We start from the raw sequence: 26,542 nt of genomic DNA, 5'->3' as shown, positions 1-26,542 counted from the left end.
TTGCTACGCAATCTCTCAAAATAGTGTTTCACTAAAAAAATGTTATAAAGAATTTTTTTAAAACTACAGACTGTAATTTTTTGGGTTATCTATCCAAACACCAATAAATGAATTGGGGTTTAAGTAGAATTTAGCACCTTCTTTAATAAGTTTAAAGGGTTGCTAAGGTTTCATCGGGTCTAATCCCTCCACCTTTCTTGATAACATTTCAATACGTTTTTGAACTTTGAGACTGCAAAGATTCGTTCTGAAAAGTTAATTTCCAAATTTTCGGGAAACTATTTTTGTTTTTCTTGGTTTTACCTGAAATTAAACACTTGACTTTGTAAAAATTTTCTACTAACTTCGTTTACCGGCGGATATGAAGAACTTGTACTGAGCTTGTCGAAGTATTATATAACGGCGCATATCCGAAATCTTGTTACCTGCAAGCTGAACCAACCAATGAGAATTTTCAATATAATAGCGACTTTCATCTTGATAATACTGGTTTTGACCATTTCATATCTGATTCCAGAATTTGATAGTATTAAGGTTGACCCAATGGGAGATGGACAATCTGGTATTGGAAAAGGAATTATTGGTCTAATGATATTAGGATTGGGAGCTTTAAGTCTAATTTTTGGGATAATTTTTGGTCTTCTAATAATAATTAGAGCTACGAATCGAACTAAATGGAGTTATATAAATTTATTGGCTTCATTGCTAATTTCAGCATATACCCTTATATACTTATTTGGTTGAAAGAAATGAAAAAAAAAATTGGACTTTTATCTTTGTTAATCCTAACAAGTTGTTCGTACAATACGGACTTTTATATATTCAACACAACGGAGAATCCAATTTTTGTGACATATGAATGTGGTCCTAATGGAGAAGTATTTGTCCCTATTCCAAGAATTGTGGAATTTGACTCGGATTTTGAAATACTGGAAATTAAAAAGGCTTATGAAATCGGAATTGAGTCTAAATCTGACTCTGAAAACAAAATCATAACGTGTGAATTAAAAAGTAGACAAGCTTTATGGATTGGAAATGACATAAATTTTTCACTAAACGACCCAAACGATGTGTTGATTTTAAAAGAAAATCTGAACGAACTAAAAGTCGAACAAAACGGAGAAAAATTATTTCGAGTAGATGACAGATATGTGGTTGACTTTTTTGAGACGATTGACAGACATACTGTTGGAATAAAAGTAAAAAAAGCCAGCAGGTAACAATGGCTATAATTCATTGCGGTTGAATTCCTAATCGGAATTCAACGCTTATTTGCTATCTTTCGGCTACGGCGGAAAGAATCCTGCGGATTTTTCCGCAATGTAAACATACGAGCCGAGACCGGTAAACGAATCTCCCCAAAAAAGCAAAATCTAAACAGATTAACCAGAAATTAGCAAACAAGCCCCGCGCAAGGGATTGCAGTGGCAGCTTTTGGCGAGGCGTGCATCGAGCCAAAACTATTAACGAAAAGCCCGACCCCTTATGGGTTGCGCCCAAAACATCTAAGCTTGTGTTTGTAAAAATTTATCGCGAATAATTTGGCCTATAGGTCGATTTTCAATCTTTGATTCCAGCCAAGAAATGATGTCTAAATACAAAAACGCGCGACTTTGATAGGGGTCGTTCTCAAACTCTTTTAACTTTTTGTGTAGTTTGATGAATTCGCCTTTTACTTCGTGCGGATAAATATCGGGTAGGGTTCTTAAAAACTTAATGAATTCTTTTTGCACTTCGTACAAATCTTCCATCTTAATTAAGAACTTGTAGGTGCTTTTTATGAGGATATCCAAATTGTAATCCAGTCCCGCCTCGTAGTGCGCCACCAAATTTAAAATTCTTGAAAAACACAATAAATCCTCGCGCATTTGCAATGATTTATTGCTAATGATTTTGTCCAAGTAAAAGATGCACTTTCTGGTTTCGCCAGCCCCAAAATACATGCTCGCCATTTTATAATAAAACACCATGATATGATGCTCATCTATGCGGTTTTTATAGCTTTTAAGTTTTTCTAAAACCGTATCAATTAATGGTAACCCTTCCACAAAACTGCCTTCAATAAAGTGCAGATTAAACTTGTTATTGTATATGTATAAAAACGCCAGAGATTCGTTATTATCATCTAAAGGAAACCACTTTTCTTGAGTAATTGCCTCAAATTTTGATAAGGTTTCTTTGAACTTATCATACTGCCGTAAGTAAAATAAAGCCTCCAATAAATAGTGATTTCCGCGAAGGAAAAAGACAGGATTTAGTACAATCATGTCCTTTTTATCATAGAATAAATCCACCCATTTGGATGCGTATTTATAACAGGCCAAAAAATCTACAGTTAAAAAGCTATACCACAGTTTCGCCTTGTACAACCATAATTTTTCACGAAAACCTAGTTTGTTGATATCATATTTAGGCAGCCTATCGTGGTAATATTTATCAATAATTTGAAACTCTTCGTCATTTTTTACATATCCCGTTTTTAAAAAGAGGCCATACAACTGCAACGACAAATTGGAGAGTTTACTGGCCAAAACATTATGTTGGCTTAGTTCCTTGGCTTGAATGGTCAACTCGTCCGCACGATTACTGATACTTCTGGTAATGTACTGGGATTCAATAATTTTTTCAAGTTCAACTATTTCATAAGCTACATTCTTTTCTTCATTAGAAATTGCAAGACTTTTTGCCTTATCAAGAATTTTTAAACTTTGTTTGTAAAGTCCTTTGTGATATAAAATGGTTGCAAAATCAAGCTGCTCACGTATCTGAATCCTGATGTTTTGATGCGACGGATTCAAACGCAAACTAATGAGAATCTGTTTATATAAATGTGCTTTAAGGTTGGATAACTGTTGCTTTTTTACGATGCCCTTTTTTAAAATGGCAGCCTCATCATAGGCCTTTAATTTATCCAAAATATTGAACAGCATTAAAAACTTAGAATCATCGTTTACACCCAATCTGCCGACGTAAAGTTTGAATTGTCGCTTTTCAGATTTTGAAAGCGATTTTACCAAAACAAATAAATTATCTTTTTGCTCTTTTACCATAGTCATAAAATCAACTTTATATAGTTGATTTTCAATTACTTAAACTATCATTAATTCAGTTAAACGTCGTAAAAAAAATGAGATGAATAGTAGCTTTTACGAAACCAAAATATAAATTCGTGTAACAATAAGAAAATATATTCTAATAAATGTCTGATAATCACGTTCAAATTTTTGACACTACCCTTCGCGATGGTGAGCAAGTTCCTGGCTGTAAGTTAAATACAGAACAGAAATTAGTTATTGCAGAACAACTTGATAATTTAGGGGTGGATATTATTGAGGCAGGGTTTCCCGTCTCTAGTCCTGGAGATTTTAAATCGGTAGAAGAAATATCTAAAATAGTAAAACATGCTACGGTTTGCGGACTTACCAGATCAGTAGAAAACGATATTAAAGTTGCAGGAGAAGCGCTTAAATACGCTAAAACACCAAGAATCCATACAGGAATTGGCACTTCAGAATCTCATATAAAATTCAAATTTCGTTCAACACAGGAAGATATTATAGAGCGTGCAGTAAAAGCTGTGAGTTACGCCAAATCTTTTGTGGAGGATGTTGAGTTTTATGCTGAAGATGCTGGTAGAACAGATAATGAATATTTAGCTCGAGTATGTGAAGCGGTTATAAAAGCTGGTGCTACAGTGCTAAACATTCCTGATACAACAGGTTATTGTTTACCACATGAGTATGGTGCTAAAATTAAATACTTAAAAGAAAACGTAAAAGGCATTGAAAAAGCTGTTTTGTCGTGCCACTGCCATAACGATTTAGGTTTGGCAACTGCCAATTCCATAGAAGGTGTAATTAACGGTGCCCGCCAAATAGAATGTACCATTAACGGTATTGGCGAGCGTGCTGGAAATACCGCTTTGGAAGAAGTTGTGATGATTTTGCGTCAACATCCTTATTTAAATTTGGATACCAAAATAAACTCTGAAATGTTATATGGCATCAGTCAATTGGTATCTGATAGCATGGGTATTTACACCCAACCGAATAAAGCGATCGTAGGCGCCAATGCTTTTGCACACAGTTCTGGCATTCACCAGGATGGTGTGATTAAAAACCGTGAAACTTACGAAATTATAGACCCTAAAGATGTGGGGGTTGATGCATCTGCTATTGTTTTAACAGCGCGAAGTGGAAGAGCAGCGTTGGCTTATAGGGCGAAAAACATTGGCTACGAGTTAACGAAATTGCAGTTGGATGAAATCTATACCAATTTCTTAGATTTTGCCGACCAGAAAAAAGAAGTTGATGATAACGATATTCATCAAATAATTGAAAATAGTAAGGTATACAAAGAAATTGTATCCTCTTAATCGAATAAATTTCAATTTTAAAAACGAAGCTTCTTAATTTACAAGAAGCTTTTTGCGTAAAGCGTACAAAACCAAATTAAATGAAATTAGATATTGCTGTTTTACCAGGAGATGGCATTGGCCCCGAAGTAACCGCCGAGGCGGTTAAGGTGCTTAAAGCTATTGGTATGGCATTCGAGCATACATTTAATTTCAAATATGGTTTAGTTGGTGCAGCTGCAATTGACGATAGCAAAAACCCTTTACCAGAAGCTACTATCGATTTATGCAAGGATACTGATGCCATACTTTTTGGCGCCATTGGGGATACTGCTTACGATATTGATCCTGACGCCAATGTACGTCCAGAGCAAGGTCTTCTGGGATTGCGCAAGGCATTGGGGCTGCACACCAATATTCGTCCTGTGATTGCCTATGACGATTTATTAAACAAGTCTTCATTAAAGGTAAAACAGATCAAGGATACCAATATTCTCATTTTTCGCGAACTTACTGGAGGTATTTATTTCGGTAAAAAAACTTTGAGCAAAGACGGTAGCACAGCATCTGATGTTTGTGAATATCACCGTTTCGAAATAGAGCGTATCGCGCATTCTGCTTTTAAAGCAGCCCGTTCTAGAAAAGGGAAATTAACTTTAGTGGACAAATCCAATGTGCTGGAAAGCTCACGTTTATGGCGTCGCGTGGTTTTAGAAATCGCAAAACAATACCCAAAAGTAGCACTCGATTTCATGTTCGTAGACAACGCTGCGGTTGAGCTCATCAAAAACCCAAGGCAGTTTGATGTTATCCTTACGGAGAATATGTTTGGAGATATCCTATCAGAAGAGGCCAGCGTAATTGTGGGGTCCATAGGTTTGTTGGCATCCGCATCCAAAGGAGATACCCATGCCATGTTCGAGCCTATCCACGGTGCTTATACCAAAGCCAAAAATAAGGGCATTGCCAACCCTATCGCCTCTATCCTCTCAGCAGCGATGTTGTTGGATCATTTCGATTTGGTAGACGAAGCTGCACTAGTAAGGGAAGCTGTAGATAAATCATTAAAATTGCACATCACCACACCCGATTTAAATACCAAATACGATAATATCACCACAAGCAAAGTGGGTGATTTTATTGAAGATTTTATAAACAATCCAGAAGAAACCAATCTAAACTTTACTAATATTCACTTAGGGCAATCCACAATTATTTAATTATTTTGAATTAGTCACCAATACAATTAAATACCAAACTAAACTTTAGGAGACGTCCAGATGCAAGAGCCCAATTCTAGGGCTCTTTCTCTTTTATTTTTTTAGGGCGTTACCCGCAAGGGGTCGGGCTTTCCGTTACAAGTCCTCGCACTTCCTGCGTCAGGCTGTGGGCTTTCCTCTACAATCCCTAACGCAACCCTATCCGCCAGCTTAGTGCATCAAAACTATCTTTTTAGTACATTTGGAAATACACAACTAAAAAATATGGAAGTTTTAGGAATAGACATTGGGGGCTCAGGCATGAAAGGCGGATTAGTCGACCTAGAGACAGGAGTACTTACCACCGATCGCTACAGAATACCAACGCCAGCATCACGCAAGCCAGAGGATATGGTAAAAGTATTTAAGCAGATTGTAGATTATTTTGAATATGACGGTCCCGTTGGTTGCGGATTTCCCACTATTATAAGACATGGCGTTTGCAAATCCGTAAGCAATCTAAATAAAGGTTGGATGAATGTAAACGTGCAAGAACTATTCTCTAAAGTCTGTGGAAATCCTATCACCATCATAAATGATGCTGATGCAGCTGGGTATGCCGTAATGAATTATGGTATTGGTAAAAATGAAAAAGGTTTAGTAATTATGATAACCATTGGCACTGGCATTGGTAGTGGTGCATTTTACAACGGCAAACTCATCCCAAACTTCGAGTTAGGTCAGATACCTTATAAAAAGTATAAAAAAATAGAACACTATGCTGCTGATTCTATCCGTACAAAAGAAGATTTAAGTTTTAAAGTTTGGGGTAAACGCCTTAATAAGTTTTTAGGTTTAGTAGATGTTATTGTATGCCCTGATTTAATAATACTAGGTGGTGGTGTGTCAAAACATTACGGCCAATACGAGAAACAAATACATATTGAAACGCCTGTAAAACCTGCCGAACTTGGTAATCATGCTGGCATTATTGGTGCAGCAGCAGCTATTTTAGATCAGGACAAAAACTAAATAACGCCCATTCTAGATAGGGAACTTAGCTCTAATCTTATCTAAGCACAAATTGTGAATACTACCAACGTGTGTATGTTGTTTTGAGGTATCTGGAACGTAGGTACCATCCTGTACTTGCCCACCAATTTTTTGGTAAGCTTCTCTAAAACTTTGGCCTTCAACAACAAGGGTATTGATATTATCTACAGTAAATAAATATTTATACTTATCATCATGGATATCTACATCTTTAACTATAATTTGCTGAATAGAATAATTGAATATATCCAAGATGTCCTTCAACTCTTCAAAAGCTGCAATCATGTTTTCTTTTAGCAACTGAAAATCCCTGTGATATCCGCTTGGTAAGTTATTCGTGATAAGCACCATTTCAGCTTGTAAAGCCTGAATTTTATTGCACTTCCCGCGAATCAATTCAAACACATCTGGGTTCTTTTTGTGTGGCATGATGCTGCTGCCCGTTGTGAGTTCATCCGGAAACGAAATAAACCCAAAATTCTGGCTCATATACAAACATATATCCATGGCAAAACGGGATAAGGTGTTGCACAAGCTACCTAAAGCTGCGGCAATAGTGCGCTCGTTTTTTCCACGTCCCATTTGTGCAGCAACAACATTGTATTTTAATGTTGCAAAGTTCATTTCTTTGGTAGTTAATTCCCTATCGATTGGAAACGAACTACCATAACCTGCTGCAGAACCTAATGGGTTTTGATCTACCGTTTTAATGGCTGCATCTAATAAAAATACATCATCAATCATTAGCTCTGCATAAGCAGAAAACCATAGTCCAAAGGATGATGGCATTGCCACTTGTAAGTGCGTATATCCTGGTAAAACCTTGTCTTTGTTGCTATCGGCTAAATCTAAAAGTGTATCAAAAAGCGTTCTGGTTTTAGTTCTAATTAAACCTAAATTCTCCTTATAATATAAATGACAAGCCACTAAAACTTGGTCGTTTCTAGAACGTGCCGTATGTATCTTTTTTCCAACCTCGCCGAGAGATTGGGTTAATTCAAACTCAATTTTAGAATGTACATCTTCAAACTGCGCGTCTATTACAAACGTACCATCTTCAATTTGAGATATTAATACGTCTAAACCACCCAATAGTTGTTGCAGTTCTTCATCGGTTAAAATCCCAATACTCTGTAGCATCTTTGCATGTGCTTTTGATGCAACAACATCATATTTTGCGATATGAATATCGATTTCACGGTCGTTTCCAACAGTGAAATTTTCTATTTTTTTATCTATTGATATGCCTTTATCCCACAACTTCATGTTATCAATGTTTATTTGTTTATACGTTAATTTGTTTAAAAGGCACTTCAAGTAAACAATTCTGCATTTGTTTTTATGGATTCCTGCCTGCGCAGGAATGACAGAACCATTAAACTATTGCCACATTCAACGATTAAACCATTATATAATTACTCGATTTAACAATTCAATATATATTTTAATACCTTCTTCTATTTCATGCAAATAAATAAATTCATCTGCCGAATGTGATCTTGTGCTATCGCCTGGGCCCAATTTTAAACTCGGGCAAGACAACACGGCTTGATCCGATAATGTTGGTGAACCATAAGTTGTTCTTCCCATTGCAATTCCAGCTTTTACCAATTCATGATCTGTTGGAATGCATGATGAATTCAACTGCAGACTACGCGGTGTGATGCTAGTTACAGGTGCTTCCTTTTGTAAAATTTCTGCAATTTCAGAATTTGAATATGCGTCGTTTACGCGCACATCAATCACCAAATTTAAGTCGGCAGGTACCGCATTGTGCTGCTTGCCAGCACTAATTTGGCTTACCGTTAATTTCACATCACCTAAAGCATCAGAACCTTTTTCAAACTTGTAATCTTTGAACCATTTCAGGACTTCAATTGACTTGTATATCACATTATCATCATTGGGATGTGCCGCGTGACTCGGTGTACCTTCCAATACAGCATCAAACACCACCAATCCTTTCTCGGCTACTGCTAAGTTCATCAAGGTTGGTTCTCCAACAATAGCAACATCAATTTTTGGAATGATGGATAACATACTATTTAAACCATTGGGTCCACTGCTTTCCTCTTCCGCGGAAGCGACAATCACTAAATTATATTTTAAATTTTTATGATTGTAAAAATGTGTAAATGTAGCGATTAAAGACACCAAGCATCCGCCTGCATCATTACTTCCCAAACCATATAATTTTCCGTCTTCTACAATTGCTTTAAATGGATCTTTTGTGTAAGCAGAATTAGGTTTTACCGTATCATGATGGGAATTCAACAATAGCGTTGGTTTACCTTCTTTAAAATATTTATTTACCGCCCAAACATTATTTTTAGTGCGTTTATAATCAACACTATGGCTGTTAAACCAGTTTTCAATATGTGCAGCAGTATGGTCTTCTTCAGAAGAAAAAGACTGTGTTTCGATAAGCTGTTTTAAAAGCGCAATAGCTTCTTTCGTAAGTTGCTCCATCATAAATACAAGGTAGTAAACTTTTGATCTTTATCGCTGATTACAGTTGGATTTCCAATAAACACCCTTGATACTCCAAATTCGATAGCGCGAAAGCTATTATCTAATTTGGGCAACATCCCATCATGGAAAGCACCTTGGTGCTTTAACTGCTCGTACGTACCGTAATCCATATATTCAATCACAGAATTTTCATCATCCACAGATTTTAGGACTCCATTTTTTTCAAAACAATAGTACAACTCAACTTGATACAATTTTGAAAGCCCAATAGCCAATTCGGACGCTATCGTATCTGCATTGGTATTAAATAACTGTCCGTTACCATCATGCGTTATCGCACAAAACACTGGTGTGAAGTCTGCTTGAATTAATTTATTAATAGACTGATGATTCACTTTTTTAACGTCCCCCACAAACCCATAGTCAATCTCCTTTACAGGTCGTTTTTTTGAATAAATACTATTGATGTCAGCACCTGTTAAACCAATCGCATCGATGTTTAACCCTTGAAGTTTTGCAACAATATTTTTATTTACCAAACCACCATATACCATTGTGATAACTTCCAGCGTATCGGCGTCTGTAATGCGTCTACCATTAATCATATTAGAAGCAATACCTAACTTAGAAGCAACATGTGTTGCGCGTTTACCGCCACCATGCACCAATATTTTATAGCCTTCTAACTTTGAAAACAGTTGTAAAAAATCGTCCAAAGCACTAGAGTCTTCTATGACGTTACCTCCTATTTTTACTATTGATAGTTGTTCTTTAGACATTTACTAAGAGTTTTTTAAGTACTAATTGCGCCGCGTATGTTCTGTTATTTGCTTGTTCAATCACAATAGCACTATTGCTATCTAAAACAGCATCTTCAACTACCACATTTCGTCTTACTGGCAAACAGTGCATAAATTTAGCATTACCTAATTTAGCTTTAGTTATCATCCAATTGGGGTCTGTATTGATGACTTTGCCATAGTCCTCATAAGAACTCCAGTTTTTGGTGTAGATGAAATCCGCATCCTTAAACGCTTCTTCTTGATTATGATAAATAGGTGTGTCTCCTATAATTTCAGGGTTCAAATCGTAGCCTTCAGGGTTTGCAATTACAAATTCTACATCCATTTTTTGCATTACCTGTGTAAAACTATTTGCTACGGCATGGGGCAGCGCTTTTATGTGAGGCGCCCAACTTAGTACTACTTTTGGTTTCGCTTTCGTTTTGAACTCCGAAATGGTTAAAGCATCGGTTAACCCTTGTAAGGGATGACCTGTAGCACTTTCCATATTTACAATGGGCACAGAGGCATATTCCATAAAGGCTCTCATTACCTGCTCACTTTCATCTTTAGCTTTATCAGTTAAGGTTGGAAATGCTCTAACGGCAATAATATCACAATACTGAGATACCACGGCAGCTGCTTCTTTGATGTGTTCTGCTGTATTGCCATTCATAACCGTCCCATCTTCAAACTCTAAACCCCAAGCATCACCTGATACATTCATCACAATTGGATTCATTCCCAAGTTCAACGCCGCTTTTTGTGTACTTAAGCGTGTACGCAAACTGGAATTGAAAAATAATAATCCCAAGGTTTTATTTTGCCCTAATCCTAAATGTTTTAAGGGATTAGCTTTAATGATCTTCGCCTCGTCAATCCAGGCGTCAATGTTATCTATATCGTTTATGGATGTGTAATGTTTCATTCTATTTTATTTTGGTAAACGGCACTTTATTTCCCATAGCATTTTCTATGAAATTATCTTGTAACCCGTTTACAATCCAAGTTTCAATATTTGATTTTTTAGCAACAGCGGCAGCTTCAATTTTACTTTGCATACCTCCACTTCCGTGAGAGGATTTAGAATTTGTCACTTCAGTATTTAGTTCTTTAAAATCAGTAACATTTTCAATGGTCTTTGGCGTGCCTTTCTCCATTGAAGATTTGGTGTAAATCCCATTGGTATTGGTGGCGATGATAAACAAATCTACATCTAACAATGAAGCGGTCAATGCTCCCAACTTATCATTGTCACCAAACTTAATTTCATCAGTAGCTACCGTATCATTTTCGTTAATAATTGGGATATAATTATTGTTGACCAATACATTAATGGTGTTTGTGATATTGGTTCTACTTTCTTCCTTCTCAAAATCGGAATAAGACAATAAACACTGCGAGCTTAACAAGCCATATTCTCTAAAAATTTCTTGATAAATCCGTATTAAATGTGGCTGACCAATGGATGCCAAGGCTTGTTTTACAAATACATCTTCTTGTTTGCTTTCAAGTTTTACGAATTGTTTAGCTACAGCAATTGCCCCAGAGCTTACAATAATAAACTCGAAGGTGTCTTGAAGTTTTGCAATTTGACAAGCTATATCTTCAATCTTACCTCTGGAAATATTATCGGTTTCCTTGGTCAGGGTGTTGGATCCAACTTTTAATAATATGCGTTTTTTCTCTTTAAGCATGTGTTTATCTTATTTGTCCATTACCGTGAACATACCATTTGTTGGTTACTAAATGTTGCAGCCCAATTGGTCCACGCTGGTGCAACTTATCTGTACTTATGGCCAGCTCACCGCCTAAACCTAACTGACCTCCATCTGTAAATCTCGTTGAGGCATTGTGATATACCGCAGCCGTATCTACATTTTCCATAAAGGTTTTTGCGGCAGTTTCATTAGTTGTAATTATAGACGATGAATGTCCGCCAGAGTATTTATTGATCATATCTATAGTATCTTGATTAGACGCTATCTCCCCAATTAAGATTTTATAATCTAAAAATTCTTCGTACCAAATATCATCTGAAGTGATTGCTTCTAAACCGTTTTCTTTGGAAATTGTTTCATCTCCTAACACTTCAATTTTAAAATCTTTTAATTTTGAAATCAATCGCTTTACAAATTCGCCTTTATTTGGAAGATTCTCATCAATCAATACTTTATCTACCGCATTGCAAGCTGAAATTTTTGATTTGCCGTTCATGATAACATCTAATGCAATGTCTAAATCTGCTTCTTTATGCACATACACAAAATTGTTGCCTCTTCCACTTACAATCACAGGACATGTAGCATGTTGTTTTACAAAAGCAATTAAACGCTCACCCCCACGAGGCACGATTAAATCCAGACGCTGTGTTGGCTTTTCTAAAAAAGTTTGAGTCTCAGTTCTGTTGAATTGTAAATATTCTACCCAATCTTTTGAAGCATCTTGTTCTTTCAGCGCTTGATGCCATAACTCCACAATTTTTAAGTTTGAACGTAAGGATTCTTTACCACCTTTTAACAAAATTTTATTGCCAGATTTAAAGGCAATACCAGCAGCTTCAACAGTGACATCAGGACGAGATTCATAGATAATCAACACTGTACCAAACGATGCTGTTTTGTTGTACACTTGCATGCCATTGTCATGTTTGAAGCTAAAACGCTCAACGCCTACGGGATCTTTTTGAGACGCCAAATGGGTGGCAGCCTTAATCATTTCATCAACCTTGGCATCGTCAACTTTTAAACGGTCAAACATAGAAATATCATCACCATCATAAGCGTCTAAATCTGTTTTGTTTATGGCAATGATGTTTGCTCTTTCCTGTTCTAACAACTCTGCCATTCTTAATAAAACAGCGTTTCTTGTTTCTATGGATAGTAATGTGTTCATCTTATAAGTTTTCAGTCTCGGTCTCAGTTAGCAGTTTGCTCAACTTTTTTTATAGCTGTTTCCAATGCCTCAAAAAATTGGTTAATATGTTGTTTTTCAATATTTAACGGTGGTAAAATTCTCAGCAACTTCTTATTTGCAGCACCTCCCGTAAAAATATGATGATTGTAAATTAAATCTTTACGTAAATCGCCCACTTCAAAATCAAATTCCAAACCTAACATCAAACCTCTTCCTTTAATATTTTTTATTTCAGAAATAGTATTGGCTTTAGATATAAAATAATCAGACATCGCATTTACATTGTCCATCAAGTTCTCCTCTTCAATGGTGTTCAATACCGCTAAACCTGCGGCACAAGCCAGATGGTTACCCCCAAATGTGGTGCCCAACATCCCATATTTGGCCTCAATATCTGGATGAATTAGAACTCCACCAATCGGAAACCCATTGCCCATACCTTTTGCAATAGACACAATATCTGGCGTTACATTATAATGCTGAAACGCAAAGAATTTACCGGAGCGTCCATAACCGGATTGCACCTCATCGGCAATAAACATGGTGTTGTTCAATTTACAAAGGGCAAAAACTTGCTCAAAGAAATCTTTACTCCCTTGGTCCAAACCGCCTACACCTTGAATAAACTCTACAATCAGCGCACAAACATCACCTTTTTCCAGTTCAGTTTTTACACCTTGAATGTCATTTAAAGGCAAAATGGTTACGGCTTGTTGTGCATTTATCGGTGCTATAATATTTTTGTTATCGGTTGCCGCTACAGCTGCCGACGTACGTCCATGGAACCCATTTGTAAAAGCTACAACACGTTTTTTTCCTGTTTTAAAAGATGCTAATTTTAAGGCGTTTTCATTTGCCTCAGCACCAGAATTACATAAAAACAATTGGTAATCTTTACAACCGGACAATGCTTCAATTTTATTAGCTAACTGCTGTTGCAATGGATTCTGAATGGCATTAGAATAAAATCCGAGTTCAGACACCTGTTTTGTAACCGCCTCTACATAATTAGGATGCGCATGTCCAATGGAAATCACTGCATGTCCTCCATAAAGGTCTAAGTATTCCATTCCTTTATCATCGTAAACATGAATACCCTTTCCAGAAACTGGCGTAACATCATATAACGGATATACATCAAACATTGGCATAACTAACTCTTTTTAATTTGATTAATTTTTTCAAACGACGCACTAATACCTCTGATTAAGGCAGAACTCAATCCCTGGTGCTCCATTTCATTTAAACCTTCAATAGTACAACCACTTGGTGTAGTAACTCTATCAATTTCTGCCTCTGGATGTCTGCCTGATTCTTTCAATAAACTGGCAGCACCATAACAGGTTTGCAACGCCAATTCATGTGCTTCCTCAGCCTCAAAACCAAGTTGAATGGCACCCTGTGTGGTCGCACGCACCAAACGCATCCAAAATGCAATTCCACTCGCACAAATTACTGTAGCCGCTTGTATCTGTTCCTCAGGAATCACCATTGTTGTTCCTAACTGATTAAAAATGCTTTTCGCCAATTCAATCTTTAATTGCCCCACATCATTAGCCGATAAACAGGTCATGGATTTACCAATCGAAATTGCTGTATTGGGCATTACACGAATAATATGTTTTTCATCACCAATAATACTTTCAATTTTAGAAATTGAAAATCCAGCAGCAACCGACATCACCACATGATCCTCTGAAATTAAAGGCTCCACCTCCTTCAAAACACCCTCAATATGTCGTGGCTGAAGCGCAAAAATCACAACATCACTATGCTCTACAGCAGTCGCGTTGCTATTTGTAATCGTCACATAATCCTCATCTACAAATGCATTCACTTGCGATGTATTTCTATCACTCAGGTACAACGACGTAAACGACTTGTTTTTAATCAGTCCCTTCGCAATCGAGCTCCCTAAATTCCCTGTTCCAATTATGGCTATTTTCATGTCTAAATACTTTTTTATTCTTTTTTTATGGCGTTACCCACAAGGGGTCGGGCTTTACGTTTCAAGTCCTCGCACCTCCTACGTCGGGCTGAGGGCTTTCCTCTGCAATCCCTAACGCGCCACTCTTTCCTTAAAAATAGGTTGCTTTCAGCCCCAATCCTGTTGTTTCTTCCAATCCAAACATTAAATTCATGTTCTGTACTGCTTGTCCAGAAGCACCCTTTAATAAATTATCAATTATACTGGTTATCAATAGTTTACCGTTATGTTCATGTAAATGTATCAAACATTTATTGGTGTTCACCGCTTGCTTTAAATGTAAATTATCATCACTAATAAAAGTAAAGGCAGCATCTTTGTAAAACGACCTATACATTACTTTAGCTTCGTCTATTGACCCTTCAAAATCTGTATAAATCGTTGCAAAAATTCCTCTGGAAAAATTACCTCTATTTGGCATAAACAAAATTTCTGAATCAAATCCGTTTTGTAATTGCTGTACCGATTGGTGAATCTCTCCTAAATGCTGGTGTGTAAATGGCTTATAGTATGAAAAGTTATTATCTCTCCAAGTATAATGCGTTGTTGCTGATAATGATGTTCCTGCCCCTGTGGCACCAGTAACCGCATTAATATGTACATCGTTATTCAATAAACCGGCATCCGCCAATGGCAATAAACCCAACTGAATAGCAGTAGCAAAACATCCTGGATTTGCAATATACTTAGCACTTACAATAGCCGTTTTATTTAATTCTGGCAAACCATACACAAAAGTTTTACCCTCGAAATCTTTATCCGCTTCCAATCTAAAATCATTTCCTAAATCAATAATTTTAGTGTTTTCAGAAAAGGTATTTGCCGACAAGAACTTCACCGAATTTCCATGGCCCAAGCATAAAAACAATACATCAACATAAGGATTTACAGTGTCTGTAAACTTCAAATCCAAACTACCTACTAAATCTTGGTGCACCTTACTAATGTTGTTTCCAGCATTTGATGTACTGAACACAAAATCAATCTTAGCTTCTGGATGGTTAATCAACAATCTGATTAACTCTCCTGCGGTATAGCCTGCACCACCTATTATTCCAACACTAATCATTTTTTAAGAATTTACTTGTTGATATATTTTGTTCTGATTACCCAAAATCTTGATAAAACCTTTAGCGTCATCGGCGGTCCAAGCTTTGTTTTCTTCACCGTAGCTACCAAACTTTGCACTCATCAAATCATGCTCAGATGTGATACCATCTAATGAGAAATGGTAAGGTTGCAAGGTTACCGTCACGTCACCTGATACCTTCTCTTGACTACTTTCTAAAAAGGCTTCAATATTTCGCATTACAGGATCCAAATATTGTCCTTCGTGCAAATGCATCCCGTAAAAACTAGACAAATATTCCTTGTGCTGTAATTGCCATTTCGTTAATGTGTGTTTCTCAAGTAAGTGATGCGCTTTTACTGTAATTAAAGCTGCTGCAGCTTCAAAACCTACACGACCTTTAATACCTACTATAGTATCTCCCACATGTATATCTCTACCTATGGCATATGCCGAAGCGATATCATTTAACTTTTCAATATTAACTTCAGGCGTATTAGCTTCACCATTTAATGCTACAAATTCGCCCTTATCAAACGTTAGTGTTACTTTTTCTTCTCCTTCTTTTTCTAATTGCGATGGGTAGGCGTCGCTTGGTAAAGCCTTTTCAGAAGTAAGGGTTTCTTCACCTCCTACACTTGTGCCCCAAAGTCCTTTGTTGATAGAGTATTTCGATTTTTCCCAGGACGCTTCAATACCTTTAGATTTTAAATAATCAATCTCCTCTTGTCTTGTTAATTTTTGATCTCTAATTGGCGTTATAATTTTAATGTTTGGGGCCAATGTTTGAAAAATCATATCAAATCGTACCTGGTCATTTCCTGCACCTGTACTTCCGTGAGCAATATATTCTGCATCAATACTTTTGGCGTACTCGATAATTTCAATGGCCTGTATAATACGTTCGGCACTTACAGACAATGGATATGTGTTATTCTTCAATACATTACCAAAAATCAGATACTTTACTACTTTCTGGTAAAACGTAGCTACGGCATCAATATTTTTATATGTAGAAACACCCATTTTATAAGCATTACTTTCAATATAATTAATTTCTTCCTGTGTAAACCCTCCTGTATTTACACTTACTGCATGTACATCATAATCTTTTGATAAGCTTACCGCGCAATACGATGTATCTAATCCACCACTATATGCTATTACTAATTTTTTCATTGAATTATTATTTTTATCTTTTCCGTAAGACGGAAATCTATTTTTTTTCTTTTCTTAAAAACAATGCTTGTTTTATTCGTTTTAACCTTTTAAATGCTTTTTCCTTAACCTGTTTTGGCTCTGAGTTGTCATCCTTCCCGACCTTTTTAGGGTCGTAAAGCATCCCCGTACATAGACACATTTTTCTTTTGGTACGCGTTAGCACATCGTAGTTTTGACAGGTTTGACAACCATCCCAGAACGTTTGGTCGTCTGTTAATTCTGAAAATGTTACGGGTTTGTAGCCCAAATCACTATTCATTTTCATTACTGCCAATCCTGTAGTGATACTAAACACCTTTGCATCAGGAAATTTAGTTCTGGAATGTTCAAAAATTTTGTGCTTTATCTTTTTTGCAAGCCCCTGTCCTCTATAGTCGGGATGCACAATTAATCCAGAATTGGCCACAAATTTACCATGGCCCCATTTTTCTATGTAGCAAAACCCTGCAAATGTATCGTCATCTAAAGCAATAACAGCATTACCGTTCTCTATCTTAGATGAAATATACTCTGGCGTACGTTTTGCAATACCAGTACCTCTAACCTGAGCCGATTGGGCAATGGTCTCGCAAATAGCTTCTGCGTATTTAATATGTGATTTGTCGGCTATTACAACCTTCATTATCGTCGTTTTAATTTAAATTTTGATTTATTCTTTTTGAAACCTGAACCGGACTCACCTAAGTTCAAAAACAGATAATATACCCTTACGGGCGACGAGGGAAACGACGACGCATCATAGTAATTGGATTAATTACTGAATTAACTTTATTTTGAAATGCTATGATTAAATTTTTGGACACTGTTTGAAAAATTAAAAATGACGTTTATAAGTTTACTTCGTTTTGGGGTATTAGAAGCGGCGGCGACGGCACGCGGGGAAACCAGGAGTAGTAAAACGTATTTTATTTTTTAAATTTTCCATGTTGTAAAACTAAGACATTATTTTATAAACGCCTAAAAATGATGTGGTTTTTGAGAAAAATTGAGAAAAACTCGATTTTTAGAAGGTTTTATTTTAAAAATTTGAAGAATTAAAAGTTTTTATAAAAAAAATGCACGAAATCTATCGTAAATCGAGCAGAGTAGTTTAGTTTTTCAAGAATCAGTCTAACGCTCTAACCCAAATATTTCTATAACTTACACGGCTATTATCACCATGATCTTGAAGTTGCAAAGGTGCTTTCCCATGGGGCTTGTTTTTAGGCCAACCGATATATTCTGTAGTACCCTCAATTTCAAAATGGTCCTGAATTAAAACACCATTATGTAATACCGTAATGGTTGCCGATTTTATTTTTTTACCTAGTTCATCAAATTCTGGAGCGTGGTAAATGATATCGTAAGTATTCCATTTACCTGATGGAACAGAAGCCTTAGCTAGAGGCACGGATTGTTTATAAATAGAACCTACCTGACCGTTAACATAAGTATCATTATCATTATTATCCAACACCTGAACTTCGTATCGCCCTTGTAAAAATACACCACTATTCCCTCTGTTTTGCCCTTTTCCTTGCACCTTTGCTGGCGATTTCCACTCTAAATGAAGCTGAACAGACCCGAAACTTTGTTTTGTTCTAATATCGCCAGATTTATCCTTAACAGCCATAGAACCATCATTATTCAAAACCCATTCTACAGGCCTACCATCTTTAGTGTGTTCCCATGCATCAAAATTACTACCATCAAACAACACGATAGCATCACTTGGCACACCATCTTGCGCATAAGGATGTACTGTGGGCGGTACAGGCTCATAAAACTCAGTTGCTTCTGGTTTAGTAGGCTCATTCTGTTTTTCAAGAGCCTTTTCCTTTTCTATTCTTTGAAGTGCCTTTTCTTTTGCCACCTTTTGACTCTTATCTTCTAAAAGATAATTACATGAAAAAGTTGATAAGACTAACAACAAATATAAAATGCGCTTTACCATAAAATCATAACTTAAAAGATCTGTCAGGTCTGAATATTTATATCCCAAGAACACTTTTCAAATAATCTTCATCAATATCGCCACCGGCAAAATCATCAAAACTGCGAGTGGCCGCTTCAATAATATGCTTTTGAATAAATGGTGCGCCTTCCCTTGCGCCTTGCTCAGAAGATTTTATACAACATTCCCATTCCATAACCGCCCATAAATCCAGACCGTATTTAGTTAGTTTAGAAAAAATAGCACTAAAATCTACCTGCCCATCGCCTAAACTTCTAAAACGTCCAGCACGATCTTTCCAATCTGCATAACCACCGTAAACACCTTGTCTTCCAGTAGGGTTAAATTCGGCATCCTTTACATGAAAGGCCCTAATGCGCTCATGATAAATATCAATAAAAGACAAATAGTCTAACTGTTGCAATACAAAATGACTCGGATCATACAACAAATTGGCACGAGCATGGTTGCCTGTGGCCTCTAAAAAACGTTCGTACGAAATGCCATCATGTAAATCCTCTCCTGGATGAATTTCATAGCACACATCCACACCTTCTTCATCAAAATGATTCAAAATTGGTAACCAGCGATTAGCCAATTCTTTAAAACCCATTTCTACCAAACCGTTAGGCCGTTGCGGCCATGGATAAACCGTATGCCACATTAATGCCCCTGAAAACGACGCATGGGATTTTAACCCCAATCGTCTACTGGCAGTGCCCGATTTTTTCACAAAATCTATCGCCCATTCCGTTCTCGCTTTTGGATTTCCCCGTACCGTTTCTGGTGCAAACCCATCAAACATGGTATCATACGCAGGATTTACGGCTACCAGCTGCCCTTGCAAATGTGTTGACAGCTCAGTAATTTCTAATCCATATGAATTTACTTTTCCATTAAGTTCATCGCAATACGTTTGACTATCTGCAGCTTTTTCAATATCTATTAAGCTACTTTCCCAAGTTGGGATTTGTATGCCTTTATAACCTAAATCCGCGGCCCATTTGCACATACCATCCAATGAATTGAATGGTGCCTCACTTCCTGCAAACTGCGCTAAAAATACTGCTGGTCCTTTTATTGTTTTCATATCTTATACCTTCTATAAGCCCCACCTACCCCCATTAGGGAGGAACTGGGTACTTAATTATTATTTATTTTTTGGGCGTTACCCACAAGGGGTCGGGCTTTACGTTGCAAGTCCTCGCACCTCCTACGTCGGGCTGTGGGCTTTCCACTGCAATCCCTAACGCGGGCATATCCGCCAAAGTTATTTTTAATCATTTAATACCTTCATTACCTTCTCAATCAAAATATCATCTTTCTCTTTTAAAAAAATAATTGTCGGCCCATAAACATTATGTATTGCAAGAAGACCATATTCTTCATTATATAATATCGGTCCAGTGCCATCAACTAAAGGATCTTTTAAATTGTAAAATTCAAATTTTAAATTATTTAACCTCTTGCTACTAAAAGATTTTCTGTTTCTGTTTGTGAATTTTTCAAATCCAAAAAACAAAGAATCCTTAATCTTTCTTATGGATATAACTTTTGATGAGTCAATATGATTTACATACCTACAATTCAATGAATCTCCATTTCTATTGAATGTTAATATAAATTTCTCCTCTTTAGGCTCTGACCCAAAAAAGATTATTGCATTTCTTTCTGTCTTCCAATTTATATCTTTTTCAGAACAATTGAAGAAAATCGAAAATATCAATATGTAAATACAGTAAAATTTCAAGAATTAAATCTTCGTCCAACTAGAATTATTCTTATCACTTTCAACCGCAGCATAAATAAATTTCATCCCACGAACACCATCCTCAACAGTTGGATAATCTGGTTTTTCAATTGATTTTTCTTCGTTAATAGCTGTTAAATGCGTTGCAAAGTTTTTATAGATTGTCGCAAAAGCCTCCAAATAGCCTTCAGGATGTCCTGCTGGAATTCTACTTACTTCCAAAGCCTCGTCGTGCAATCCGTTGCCATTGGGCGTGTATATTTTTTTAGGCTCCTCCAACCAGCGCGTAATCAATTCATTAGGGTTTTCCTGATACCACTCCAAACTCCCTTTGGTACCATAAACTTTTATACCAAGATTGTTTTCTTCGCCTAAAGCAATTTGAGAAATAGAAATTGTGCCTTTAGCACCATTCTCCATACGGATTAACATATTACCATCATCATCTAAAATTCTACCTTCTCCAAAACGCCCTAAATCGGCAGCTATTTCTTCAATTTTTAAACCAGTAATGTATTCAATTAAATTCTCTGCATGTGTCCCAATATCGCCTAATGCACCACCAATTCCAGATTTTTTAGGATCTACTCTCCACGCTGCTTGTTTTTGTTCTGTCTTTTCTAAAGAGGTTGACAACCATCCTTGTAAATATTGTGCTTGTATTTTTCTGATAGTCCCAAGCTCCCCGTTAGCCACCATTGCCCTTGCTTGCTTTACCATAGAATTACCTGTATAATTGTGGGTCAAAGCAAACAATTTACCGCTACCATCTACAACTTTTTTTAATGCCTCTGCTTCATCTAAAGTTAAGGTTACAGGCTTATCACAAACCACATGAAACCCATATTCCAAAGCCATTTTTGCAGGTGGAAAATGCATATGATTTGGGGTTACGATAGCTACAAAGTCCATTCTCACATCTTCAGGAAGTTCTGCCTCTGTTTTAATCATCTCTTCAAAAGTACCATAGCATCTGTTTTTATCTAAGTTTAATGCTAATCCGGAAGCAATCGATTTTTCAGCAGTACTGCTAAACGCCCCACATACCAATTCTATCATCCCGTCAATTGCTGCTGCTTTTCTGTGTACATCTCCAATGAATGAACCAGCACCTCCGCCAACCATTCCCATTCTTAATTTTCTGCTCATAGTTTATTTAAGCTTCTACTTTAGTATTTCTTTTTTTCATATAAATATGCAATCCTAAAAATGCAACAATTAAGATTGCTGGTAATATCGACATGGTTCTAAGTGCTTCAGAAGCATCAGCGTTATCCATAAGATTTCCCATTATCGGTAAAACGATAGACACCGAAAACATACCTGCACCGCCCATGATGGAGAGCCCTAGAGCACCCGTTTCTGGCAAATATTCAGCAACAAAACCAAGCATTGTAGGCCAAAAGAATGTAACACCAATGGCAAAAACTGCTGCGGCAACGAATACCATACCTCCACTTGTAACGGTTAACATCCAGAGTCCGATAAATGTAAAAATCGCAGAATATAGCAACATCCCTGACGGACTTAATTTATGCACCACCTGTCCTGCAAACAAACGGCCCAATGCCATTATACCGTTAATAAAGGCTAATACCAATAAAGGTTTTGCAACCGACTCTTTTAAGAGGGATTCTATACGTTGGGTGGTTCCCAACTCTGAAGCTGCCGTTAAAAACATGCATGCTACCATAAATAAAAACAACGGTTTTAAAACACTTGAAAACATTTTCTTGTTACTCACCCCCATTTGTACACGTTCTGTAACGGGTATTTTTTGACCCCAAAATAGAGCACCATATATTACTAACGGAATAAACAAAGTTCCTACCATAATTTGCCAACTAAGGCCCATTACATCCATTACCAACCAACCCACAAGTGCACCAATGACAATGCCTCCAGGAAACCATACATGAAACCTGTTTAACATTTTTGTTTTTTCTTCAGGATACATTGATGCTACCATGGGATTTAGTGCAGCTTCAACAAATCCGTTACCTATACCAATAAATAAAGTTGCAATAAACAGTGATGTCATGGAATCTGCCATGAGTGTTAAAACGATGCCAACAGCATGCGTTATAAATGCCATCCACGTTATTTTTTTTATACCTAATAAATCCACCAAAGGCCCACCAATAATCATGGCAATTGTAAAACCAAAAAAGGCTGGCGCAAAGGCATAACCAATTTGTTCTAGTGTAAGGCCTACACCTTCAGGCCCAAAAACGGTTTCTAATCGAGCACGTATGGCAAATGTCATTGCCGTCGTGATTAATGCTAGGCAGCTTCCAAGGAACAGCCTGTTCTTATTAATACTTTCCATATATTTAATTGGTTTGATTGTATGTTTAGCTAAGTTGTTTTCCAATCTTGGTCAATAAATCTCTGGTAGCAATAATACCTGCTTCTTCAGTCATGCCATGACCTTCAAATTCAATGCCCACATATCCCGTATATCCTGATTCTTTCACCATTTTCATAACTTTATAGTAATCAATTTTAGTTTCATTCCCGTCATCATCAAAGTGATACGATTTTGCACTTACCGCTTTTGCAAACGGTAGTAATTCTTTCATACCTTTATAAGTATCATAGGCTTCTAAACAGTTTCTATCTTTATCTTTTTTGATACAGAAATTTCCAAAATCAGGTAACGTTCCACAATTTTCATTTTCAATTTGCGAAAACACTTGAGTCATCCATTCACCATTCGAAGAAAAACCACCATGGTTTTCTACAAGAACATTAATATTTGAACCTTTTGCAAACTCCGACAATTTGGTGAGTGAATCAATCCCAGACTTCACCGCATCAGCCTTATCAACACCCCCTGCTAAATTCACCCGAATGGCATGACAGCCTAAAAAATGCGCCGCTTCTACCCATTTATAGTGATTCTCAATGGCTTTTAAACGCTTTTTGGTATCTGCATCGGCCAACCCGCCTTCACCATCCACCATAATTAATACATTCTGCTGACCTTCGGAATTTGCCCTAGTTTTCATTTCCTTCAAATAACCCATGTCTTTAGCCTTGTCCTTAAAAAACCCGTTGACATATTCTACACCTTCACAACCAAAGCTTCTGGATTTTGCTGCAAAATCTAAATTATCCATTTCACCACTTTGCAATGAGCGATGAAAAGACCACTGCGCTAAAGAGATTTTGAAAAACAAATCACCGTTTGAATTAACATCTTCAACAATACTGTCTTCAACGTTACGCTTTTTAGAGTTTTTACAAGCTAGCAAACCCAAAGAGGATAAAGCAAAACTTGCCTGGGAGGTTTTAAGGATAAATGTTCGGCGCTTCATAAATTTTAAATGTCTTTTAGGTTAATTAAATTCGTTATAAGTCTAGGTGCGAAACATATTTTTAAGAATATAGCAACACAAAATAGCCATTTTTCCATTTATATTAATATTTTTAAAGATATTATTCGTTTTTCATTAAAAAATACGAAAAACGTTACGGAGTATTTTATTTAATGAGAACCAATTGAAATGAATTATAACGCAAAAAACAAAACCTCAGAATACGACGCTATTGTAATTGGTACTGGTATTTCTGGAGGATGGGCAGCCAAGGAATTATGTGAAAACGGACTTAAAACGCTTGTTTTAGAGCGCGGGAGAATGGTAGAGCATATAAAAGATTACCCCACCATGAACCTAGACCCGTGGGATATGGAACTAAGAGGTGAACCCACTGCCGAAGAAAAAGCAACACAATACAAACAAGCCAGAACAGGCTATGTGGTTAAAAAAGACTCCCGCCATTGGTTTGTTAATGATTTTGAGCATCCATATAATGAGAAAAAACGCTTCGACTGGATTAGAGGGTATCATGTTGGTGGACGTTCCATTATGTGGGGCAGACAATCCTATAGACTTAGTGATTTAGATTTTGAAGCCAATAAGAAAGATGGATATGGTGTAGATTGGCCTATTCGCTATAAGGATATTGAACCATGGTACAGTTATGTAGAAAAATTTGTTGGCATTAGTGGAGAAGCTTTAGGTTTACCACAACTACCTGATAGTGTTTTTGAACCACCAATGGAACTTAATTGCGTAGAACAACACCTAAAGGAAGAAATGGCAAAAAACCAAGGGCGTGTTTTAACTATTGGAAGAGTAGCGCATATTACGGGTGACAAACCACGCGAAGGTCGAGGCAACTGCCAATTTAGAAATAGATGCAGACGTGGATGTCCTTATGGAGGTTATTTTAGCAGTAATGCTTCAACGCTTCCTGCCGCTGCGCGCACAGGAAACATGACATTGAGACCAAACTCTATAGCTTATGAGATTATTTATGACGATACCCTTAAAAAAGCGAGAGGTGTAAAAATCATCGATACTGAAACTAAGGAAAAATTAGAATTTGAAGCTGATATTATTTTCTGTTGTGCATCCGCCCTAGCTTCTGCCTCTATTTTAATGCAATCTAAATCCGAGCGCTTCCCTAACGGTTTAGGTAACGATTCTGGTGAATTAGGACATAATATCATGGATCATCACCTAGGTTCTGGAGCATCTGGAACTATTGATGGTTTTGAAGACAAATATTATAAAGGTAGAAGGCCCAATGGCATATACATACCCCGCTTTAGAAACCTTGGAGATATGGCCAGTGAACAAAAATCGTTTTTAAGAGGCTATGGCTATCAAGGTGGTGCCGGAAGACGCGGTATTAATGAACATGTAGCTGAACTTGGATATGGTAGTGAATACAAAGAAAAAATTCTAGAACCTGGACCATGGCGTATGCATCTCGGTGGCTTTGGGGAATGCCTCCCTTATCACGACAATAAAATGACTTTGAACTACGACAAGCTAGACCAATGGGGCTTACCCACCATCACGTTTGATGCGGAATGGAAAGAAAATGAGCTTAGCATGCGGAAAGACATCATAAACCAAGCGGTAGATATGCTTGAGAAAGCGGGGTTTAAGGATATTGATACATTTGATAGACCTGCAGCCCCTGGTATTGGCATCCACGAAATGGGAACTGCTAGAATGGGTAGAGACCCTAAAACATCAGTATTGAATAAGTATAACCAGATTCATAGTGTACCTAACGTATATGTAACTGATGGGGCTTGTATGACATCTGCTGGTTGCCAAAATCCCTCGTTAACCTATATGGCCTTAACTGCACGAGCCGCAAATCATGCTGTTAAACAATTTAAAGCAAAACAATCATGAAACGTAGAGAAGCACTAAAACAAATTGGTTTAACCTTAGGATATTCTGCTTTAGCCCCAAGTGCCTTAAGTATTTTACAGAGCTGCACGAGTGAAGCTAAAAAATGGACACCCGTTTTTTTTACTGAAGAAGAAGCTATAATTATTAAAAATCTAGTAGATTTAATATTGCCAAAAACAGATAAGTCTCCCGGTGCTTTGGATGTTAACGTTCCTCAATTCATAGATCTATATGCTTCAAAAGCTTATGATGACAAAACTGTAGTTAAGTATAGAGAGGAGATAAAAAGCATTGTGGATGCACTTCCTATTTCAGAAGATGGAGCTAAAGGCTTAAAACCTGAAGATTACACCACGTTGTTAGACAAATATTTAAAAATATCTAAAACTGAGGCAAACCAGTTAAGAAAAGAAAGGAATTTAGTATTTAAAGCACTTTCAAACTTAAGAAATCAAACCGTTTGGGCATACAAAACAAGCGAAATTGTTGGTGAAAAAGTATTGGCCTATGACCCTATTCCCGCACAACAAATAGGGTGTTTACCTTTAGATGAAGCTACGGAAGGAAAAGCATGGTCCCTATAAAAA

The 26,542-nt window shown here is 36.9% G+C and carries 25 protein-coding genes and 1 riboswitch; of the genes, 7 read left to right on the top strand and 18 right to left on the bottom strand.

From position 1 onward, the window contains the following. Positions 1 to 82: 82 nt before the first annotated feature. Positions 83 to 207, bottom strand: a riboswitch (SAM riboswitch). 285 nt (positions 208 to 492) lie between these two features. Together EYD45_RS10955 and EYD45_RS10950 are read left to right on the top strand one after the other, a co-directional pair. After that, positions 493 to 744, top strand: coding sequence for a hypothetical protein (locus tag EYD45_RS10955; protein WP_130964596.1), 252 nt, complete (start codon positions 493 to 495; stop codon positions 742 to 744). 5 nt (positions 745 to 749) lie between these two features. Beyond that, on the top strand, positions 750 to 1,220 hold the full coding sequence (locus EYD45_RS10950) for a hypothetical protein (RefSeq protein WP_165453929.1): 471 nt from the start codon (positions 750 to 752) through the stop codon (positions 1,218 to 1,220). Positions 1,221 to 1,505: 285 nt separating this feature from the next. Here EYD45_RS10950 and EYD45_RS10945 read toward each other — a convergent pair whose 3' ends face one another. After that, on the bottom strand, positions 1,506 to 3,050 hold the full coding sequence (locus tag EYD45_RS10945) for a hypothetical protein (protein ID WP_394343498.1): 1,545 nt from the start codon (positions 3,048 to 3,050) through the stop codon (positions 1,506 to 1,508). A 149-nt stretch (positions 3,051 to 3,199) separates the two neighbouring features. Between EYD45_RS10945 and EYD45_RS10940 the strand changes: the two genes are divergently transcribed. From EYD45_RS10940 to ppgK, 3 genes are all read left to right on the top strand, one after another. Then, positions 3,200 to 4,375, top strand: a complete 1,176-nt coding sequence (locus EYD45_RS10940) for a 2-isopropylmalate synthase (protein ID WP_130964593.1) — start codon at positions 3,200 to 3,202, stop codon at positions 4,373 to 4,375. A gap of 80 nt (positions 4,376 to 4,455) precedes the next feature. Then, positions 4,456 to 5,574, top strand: a complete 1,119-nt coding sequence (gene leuB / locus EYD45_RS10935) for a 3-isopropylmalate dehydrogenase (protein ID WP_130964592.1) — start codon at positions 4,456 to 4,458, stop codon at positions 5,572 to 5,574. Positions 5,575 to 5,838: 264 nt separating this feature from the next. Next, entirely contained in the window at positions 5,839 to 6,585 is a 747-nt protein-coding gene (ppgK, locus tag EYD45_RS10930) for a polyphosphate--glucose phosphotransferase (protein ID WP_130964591.1), read from the top strand. Between the two features lie 12 nt (positions 6,586 to 6,597). On the opposite strand, the gene argH is transcribed toward ppgK, so the two are convergent. The 17 genes from argH to EYD45_RS10845 form a co-directional block, all read right to left on the bottom strand. Then, the gene (argH, locus tag EYD45_RS10925; RefSeq protein WP_130964590.1) at positions 6,598 to 7,872 is read right to left on the bottom strand and encodes an argininosuccinate lyase; all 1,275 of its coding nucleotides are present in this window, start codon (positions 7,870 to 7,872) and stop codon (positions 6,598 to 6,600) included. 141 nt (positions 7,873 to 8,013) lie between these two features. Further along, entirely contained in the window at positions 8,014 to 9,078 is a 1,065-nt protein-coding gene (locus EYD45_RS10920) for a M20 family metallo-hydrolase (protein ID WP_130964589.1), read from the bottom strand. Then, positions 9,075 to 9,857 (bottom strand): acetylglutamate kinase, encoded by a 783-nt coding sequence (gene argB / locus EYD45_RS10915; RefSeq protein WP_130964588.1) that lies wholly within the window; start codon positions 9,855 to 9,857, stop codon positions 9,075 to 9,077. The genes EYD45_RS10920 and argB overlap by 4 nt, the downstream gene beginning before the upstream one ends. Continuing rightward, positions 9,850 to 10,788 carry an N-acetylornithine carbamoyltransferase gene (locus EYD45_RS10910; protein ID WP_130964587.1) on the bottom strand — a complete coding sequence of 313 codons (939 nt, stop codon included), beginning with the start codon at positions 10,786 to 10,788 and terminating at the stop codon, positions 9,850 to 9,852. Before EYD45_RS10910 ends, argB begins: the two co-directional genes overlap by 8 nt. A gap of 1 nt (position 10,789) precedes the next feature. Continuing rightward, complete coding sequence (gene proB / locus EYD45_RS10905) at positions 10,790 to 11,557, bottom strand: glutamate 5-kinase (RefSeq protein ID WP_130964586.1); 768 nt, start codon at positions 11,555 to 11,557, stop codon at positions 10,790 to 10,792. Positions 11,558 to 11,561: 4 nt separating this feature from the next. Then, entirely contained in the window at positions 11,562 to 12,755 is a 1,194-nt protein-coding gene (locus tag EYD45_RS10900; protein ID WP_130964585.1) for a glutamate-5-semialdehyde dehydrogenase, read from the bottom strand. 23 nt (positions 12,756 to 12,778) lie between these two features. Then, on the bottom strand, positions 12,779 to 13,927 hold the full coding sequence (locus EYD45_RS10895; protein ID WP_130964584.1) for an aspartate aminotransferase family protein: 1,149 nt from the start codon (positions 13,925 to 13,927) through the stop codon (positions 12,779 to 12,781). Between the two features lie 2 nt (positions 13,928 to 13,929). After that, complete coding sequence (gene proC, locus EYD45_RS10890; protein ID WP_130964583.1) at positions 13,930 to 14,724, bottom strand: pyrroline-5-carboxylate reductase; 795 nt, start codon at positions 14,722 to 14,724, stop codon at positions 13,930 to 13,932. A 130-nt stretch (positions 14,725 to 14,854) separates the two neighbouring features. Then, positions 14,855 to 15,832: an N-acetyl-gamma-glutamyl-phosphate reductase gene (argC, locus tag EYD45_RS10885; RefSeq protein ID WP_130964582.1), complete on the bottom strand. Its 978-nt coding sequence runs from the start codon at positions 15,830 to 15,832 to the stop codon at positions 14,855 to 14,857. Between the two features lie 3 nt (positions 15,833 to 15,835). Then, complete coding sequence (locus EYD45_RS10880; protein WP_130964581.1) at positions 15,836 to 17,011, bottom strand: argininosuccinate synthase; 1,176 nt, start codon at positions 17,009 to 17,011, stop codon at positions 15,836 to 15,838. A 37-nt stretch (positions 17,012 to 17,048) separates the two neighbouring features. Beyond that, positions 17,049 to 17,675 carry a GNAT family N-acetyltransferase gene (locus EYD45_RS10875; RefSeq protein ID WP_130964580.1) on the bottom strand — a complete coding sequence of 209 codons (627 nt, stop codon included), beginning with the start codon at positions 17,673 to 17,675 and terminating at the stop codon, positions 17,049 to 17,051. A 483-nt stretch (positions 17,676 to 18,158) separates the two neighbouring features. Then, positions 18,159 to 18,986, bottom strand: coding sequence for a 3-keto-disaccharide hydrolase (locus EYD45_RS10870; RefSeq protein WP_130964711.1), 828 nt, complete (start codon positions 18,984 to 18,986; stop codon positions 18,159 to 18,161). Between the two features lie 37 nt (positions 18,987 to 19,023). Then, positions 19,024 to 20,076: a sugar phosphate isomerase/epimerase family protein gene (locus EYD45_RS10865; RefSeq protein WP_130964579.1), complete on the bottom strand. Its 1,053-nt coding sequence runs from the start codon at positions 20,074 to 20,076 to the stop codon at positions 19,024 to 19,026. 186 nt (positions 20,077 to 20,262) lie between these two features. Then, a complete protein-coding gene (locus tag EYD45_RS10860; RefSeq protein ID WP_130964578.1) occupies positions 20,263 to 20,736 on the bottom strand; it encodes a hypothetical protein in 474 nt (157 codons plus the stop codon). A gap of 3 nt (positions 20,737 to 20,739) precedes the next feature. Next, on the bottom strand, positions 20,740 to 21,885 hold the full coding sequence (locus tag EYD45_RS10855; RefSeq protein ID WP_233702627.1) for a Gfo/Idh/MocA family protein: 1,146 nt from the start codon (positions 21,883 to 21,885) through the stop codon (positions 20,740 to 20,742). 7 nt (positions 21,886 to 21,892) lie between these two features. Continuing rightward, the gene (locus tag EYD45_RS10850; protein ID WP_130964577.1) at positions 21,893 to 23,065 is read right to left on the bottom strand and encodes an MFS transporter; all 1,173 of its coding nucleotides are present in this window, start codon (positions 23,063 to 23,065) and stop codon (positions 21,893 to 21,895) included. 25 nt (positions 23,066 to 23,090) lie between these two features. Then, entirely contained in the window at positions 23,091 to 24,056 is a 966-nt protein-coding gene (locus EYD45_RS10845) for a sugar phosphate isomerase/epimerase family protein (protein WP_130964576.1), read from the bottom strand. 189 nt (positions 24,057 to 24,245) lie between these two features. On the opposite strand from EYD45_RS10845, the gene EYD45_RS10840 reads away from it, so the two are divergent. Both EYD45_RS10840 and EYD45_RS10835 read left to right on the top strand, forming a co-directional pair. Beyond that, positions 24,246 to 25,955: a GMC oxidoreductase gene (locus EYD45_RS10840; RefSeq protein ID WP_130964575.1), complete on the top strand. Its 1,710-nt coding sequence runs from the start codon at positions 24,246 to 24,248 to the stop codon at positions 25,953 to 25,955. Then, positions 25,952 to 26,539: a gluconate 2-dehydrogenase subunit 3 family protein gene (locus tag EYD45_RS10835; RefSeq protein WP_130964574.1), complete on the top strand. Its 588-nt coding sequence runs from the start codon at positions 25,952 to 25,954 to the stop codon at positions 26,537 to 26,539. The genes EYD45_RS10840 and EYD45_RS10835 overlap by 4 nt, the downstream gene beginning before the upstream one ends. Positions 26,540 to 26,542 lie beyond the last annotated feature (3 nt).

Origin of the sequence: Hyunsoonleella flava, from assembly GCF_004310325.1 — a bacterium.
GTDB classification, from domain to species: Bacteria; Bacteroidota; Bacteroidia; order Flavobacteriales; family Flavobacteriaceae; genus Jejuia; species Jejuia flava.
This window is presented reverse-complemented; position numbering and strand designations above follow the sequence as displayed.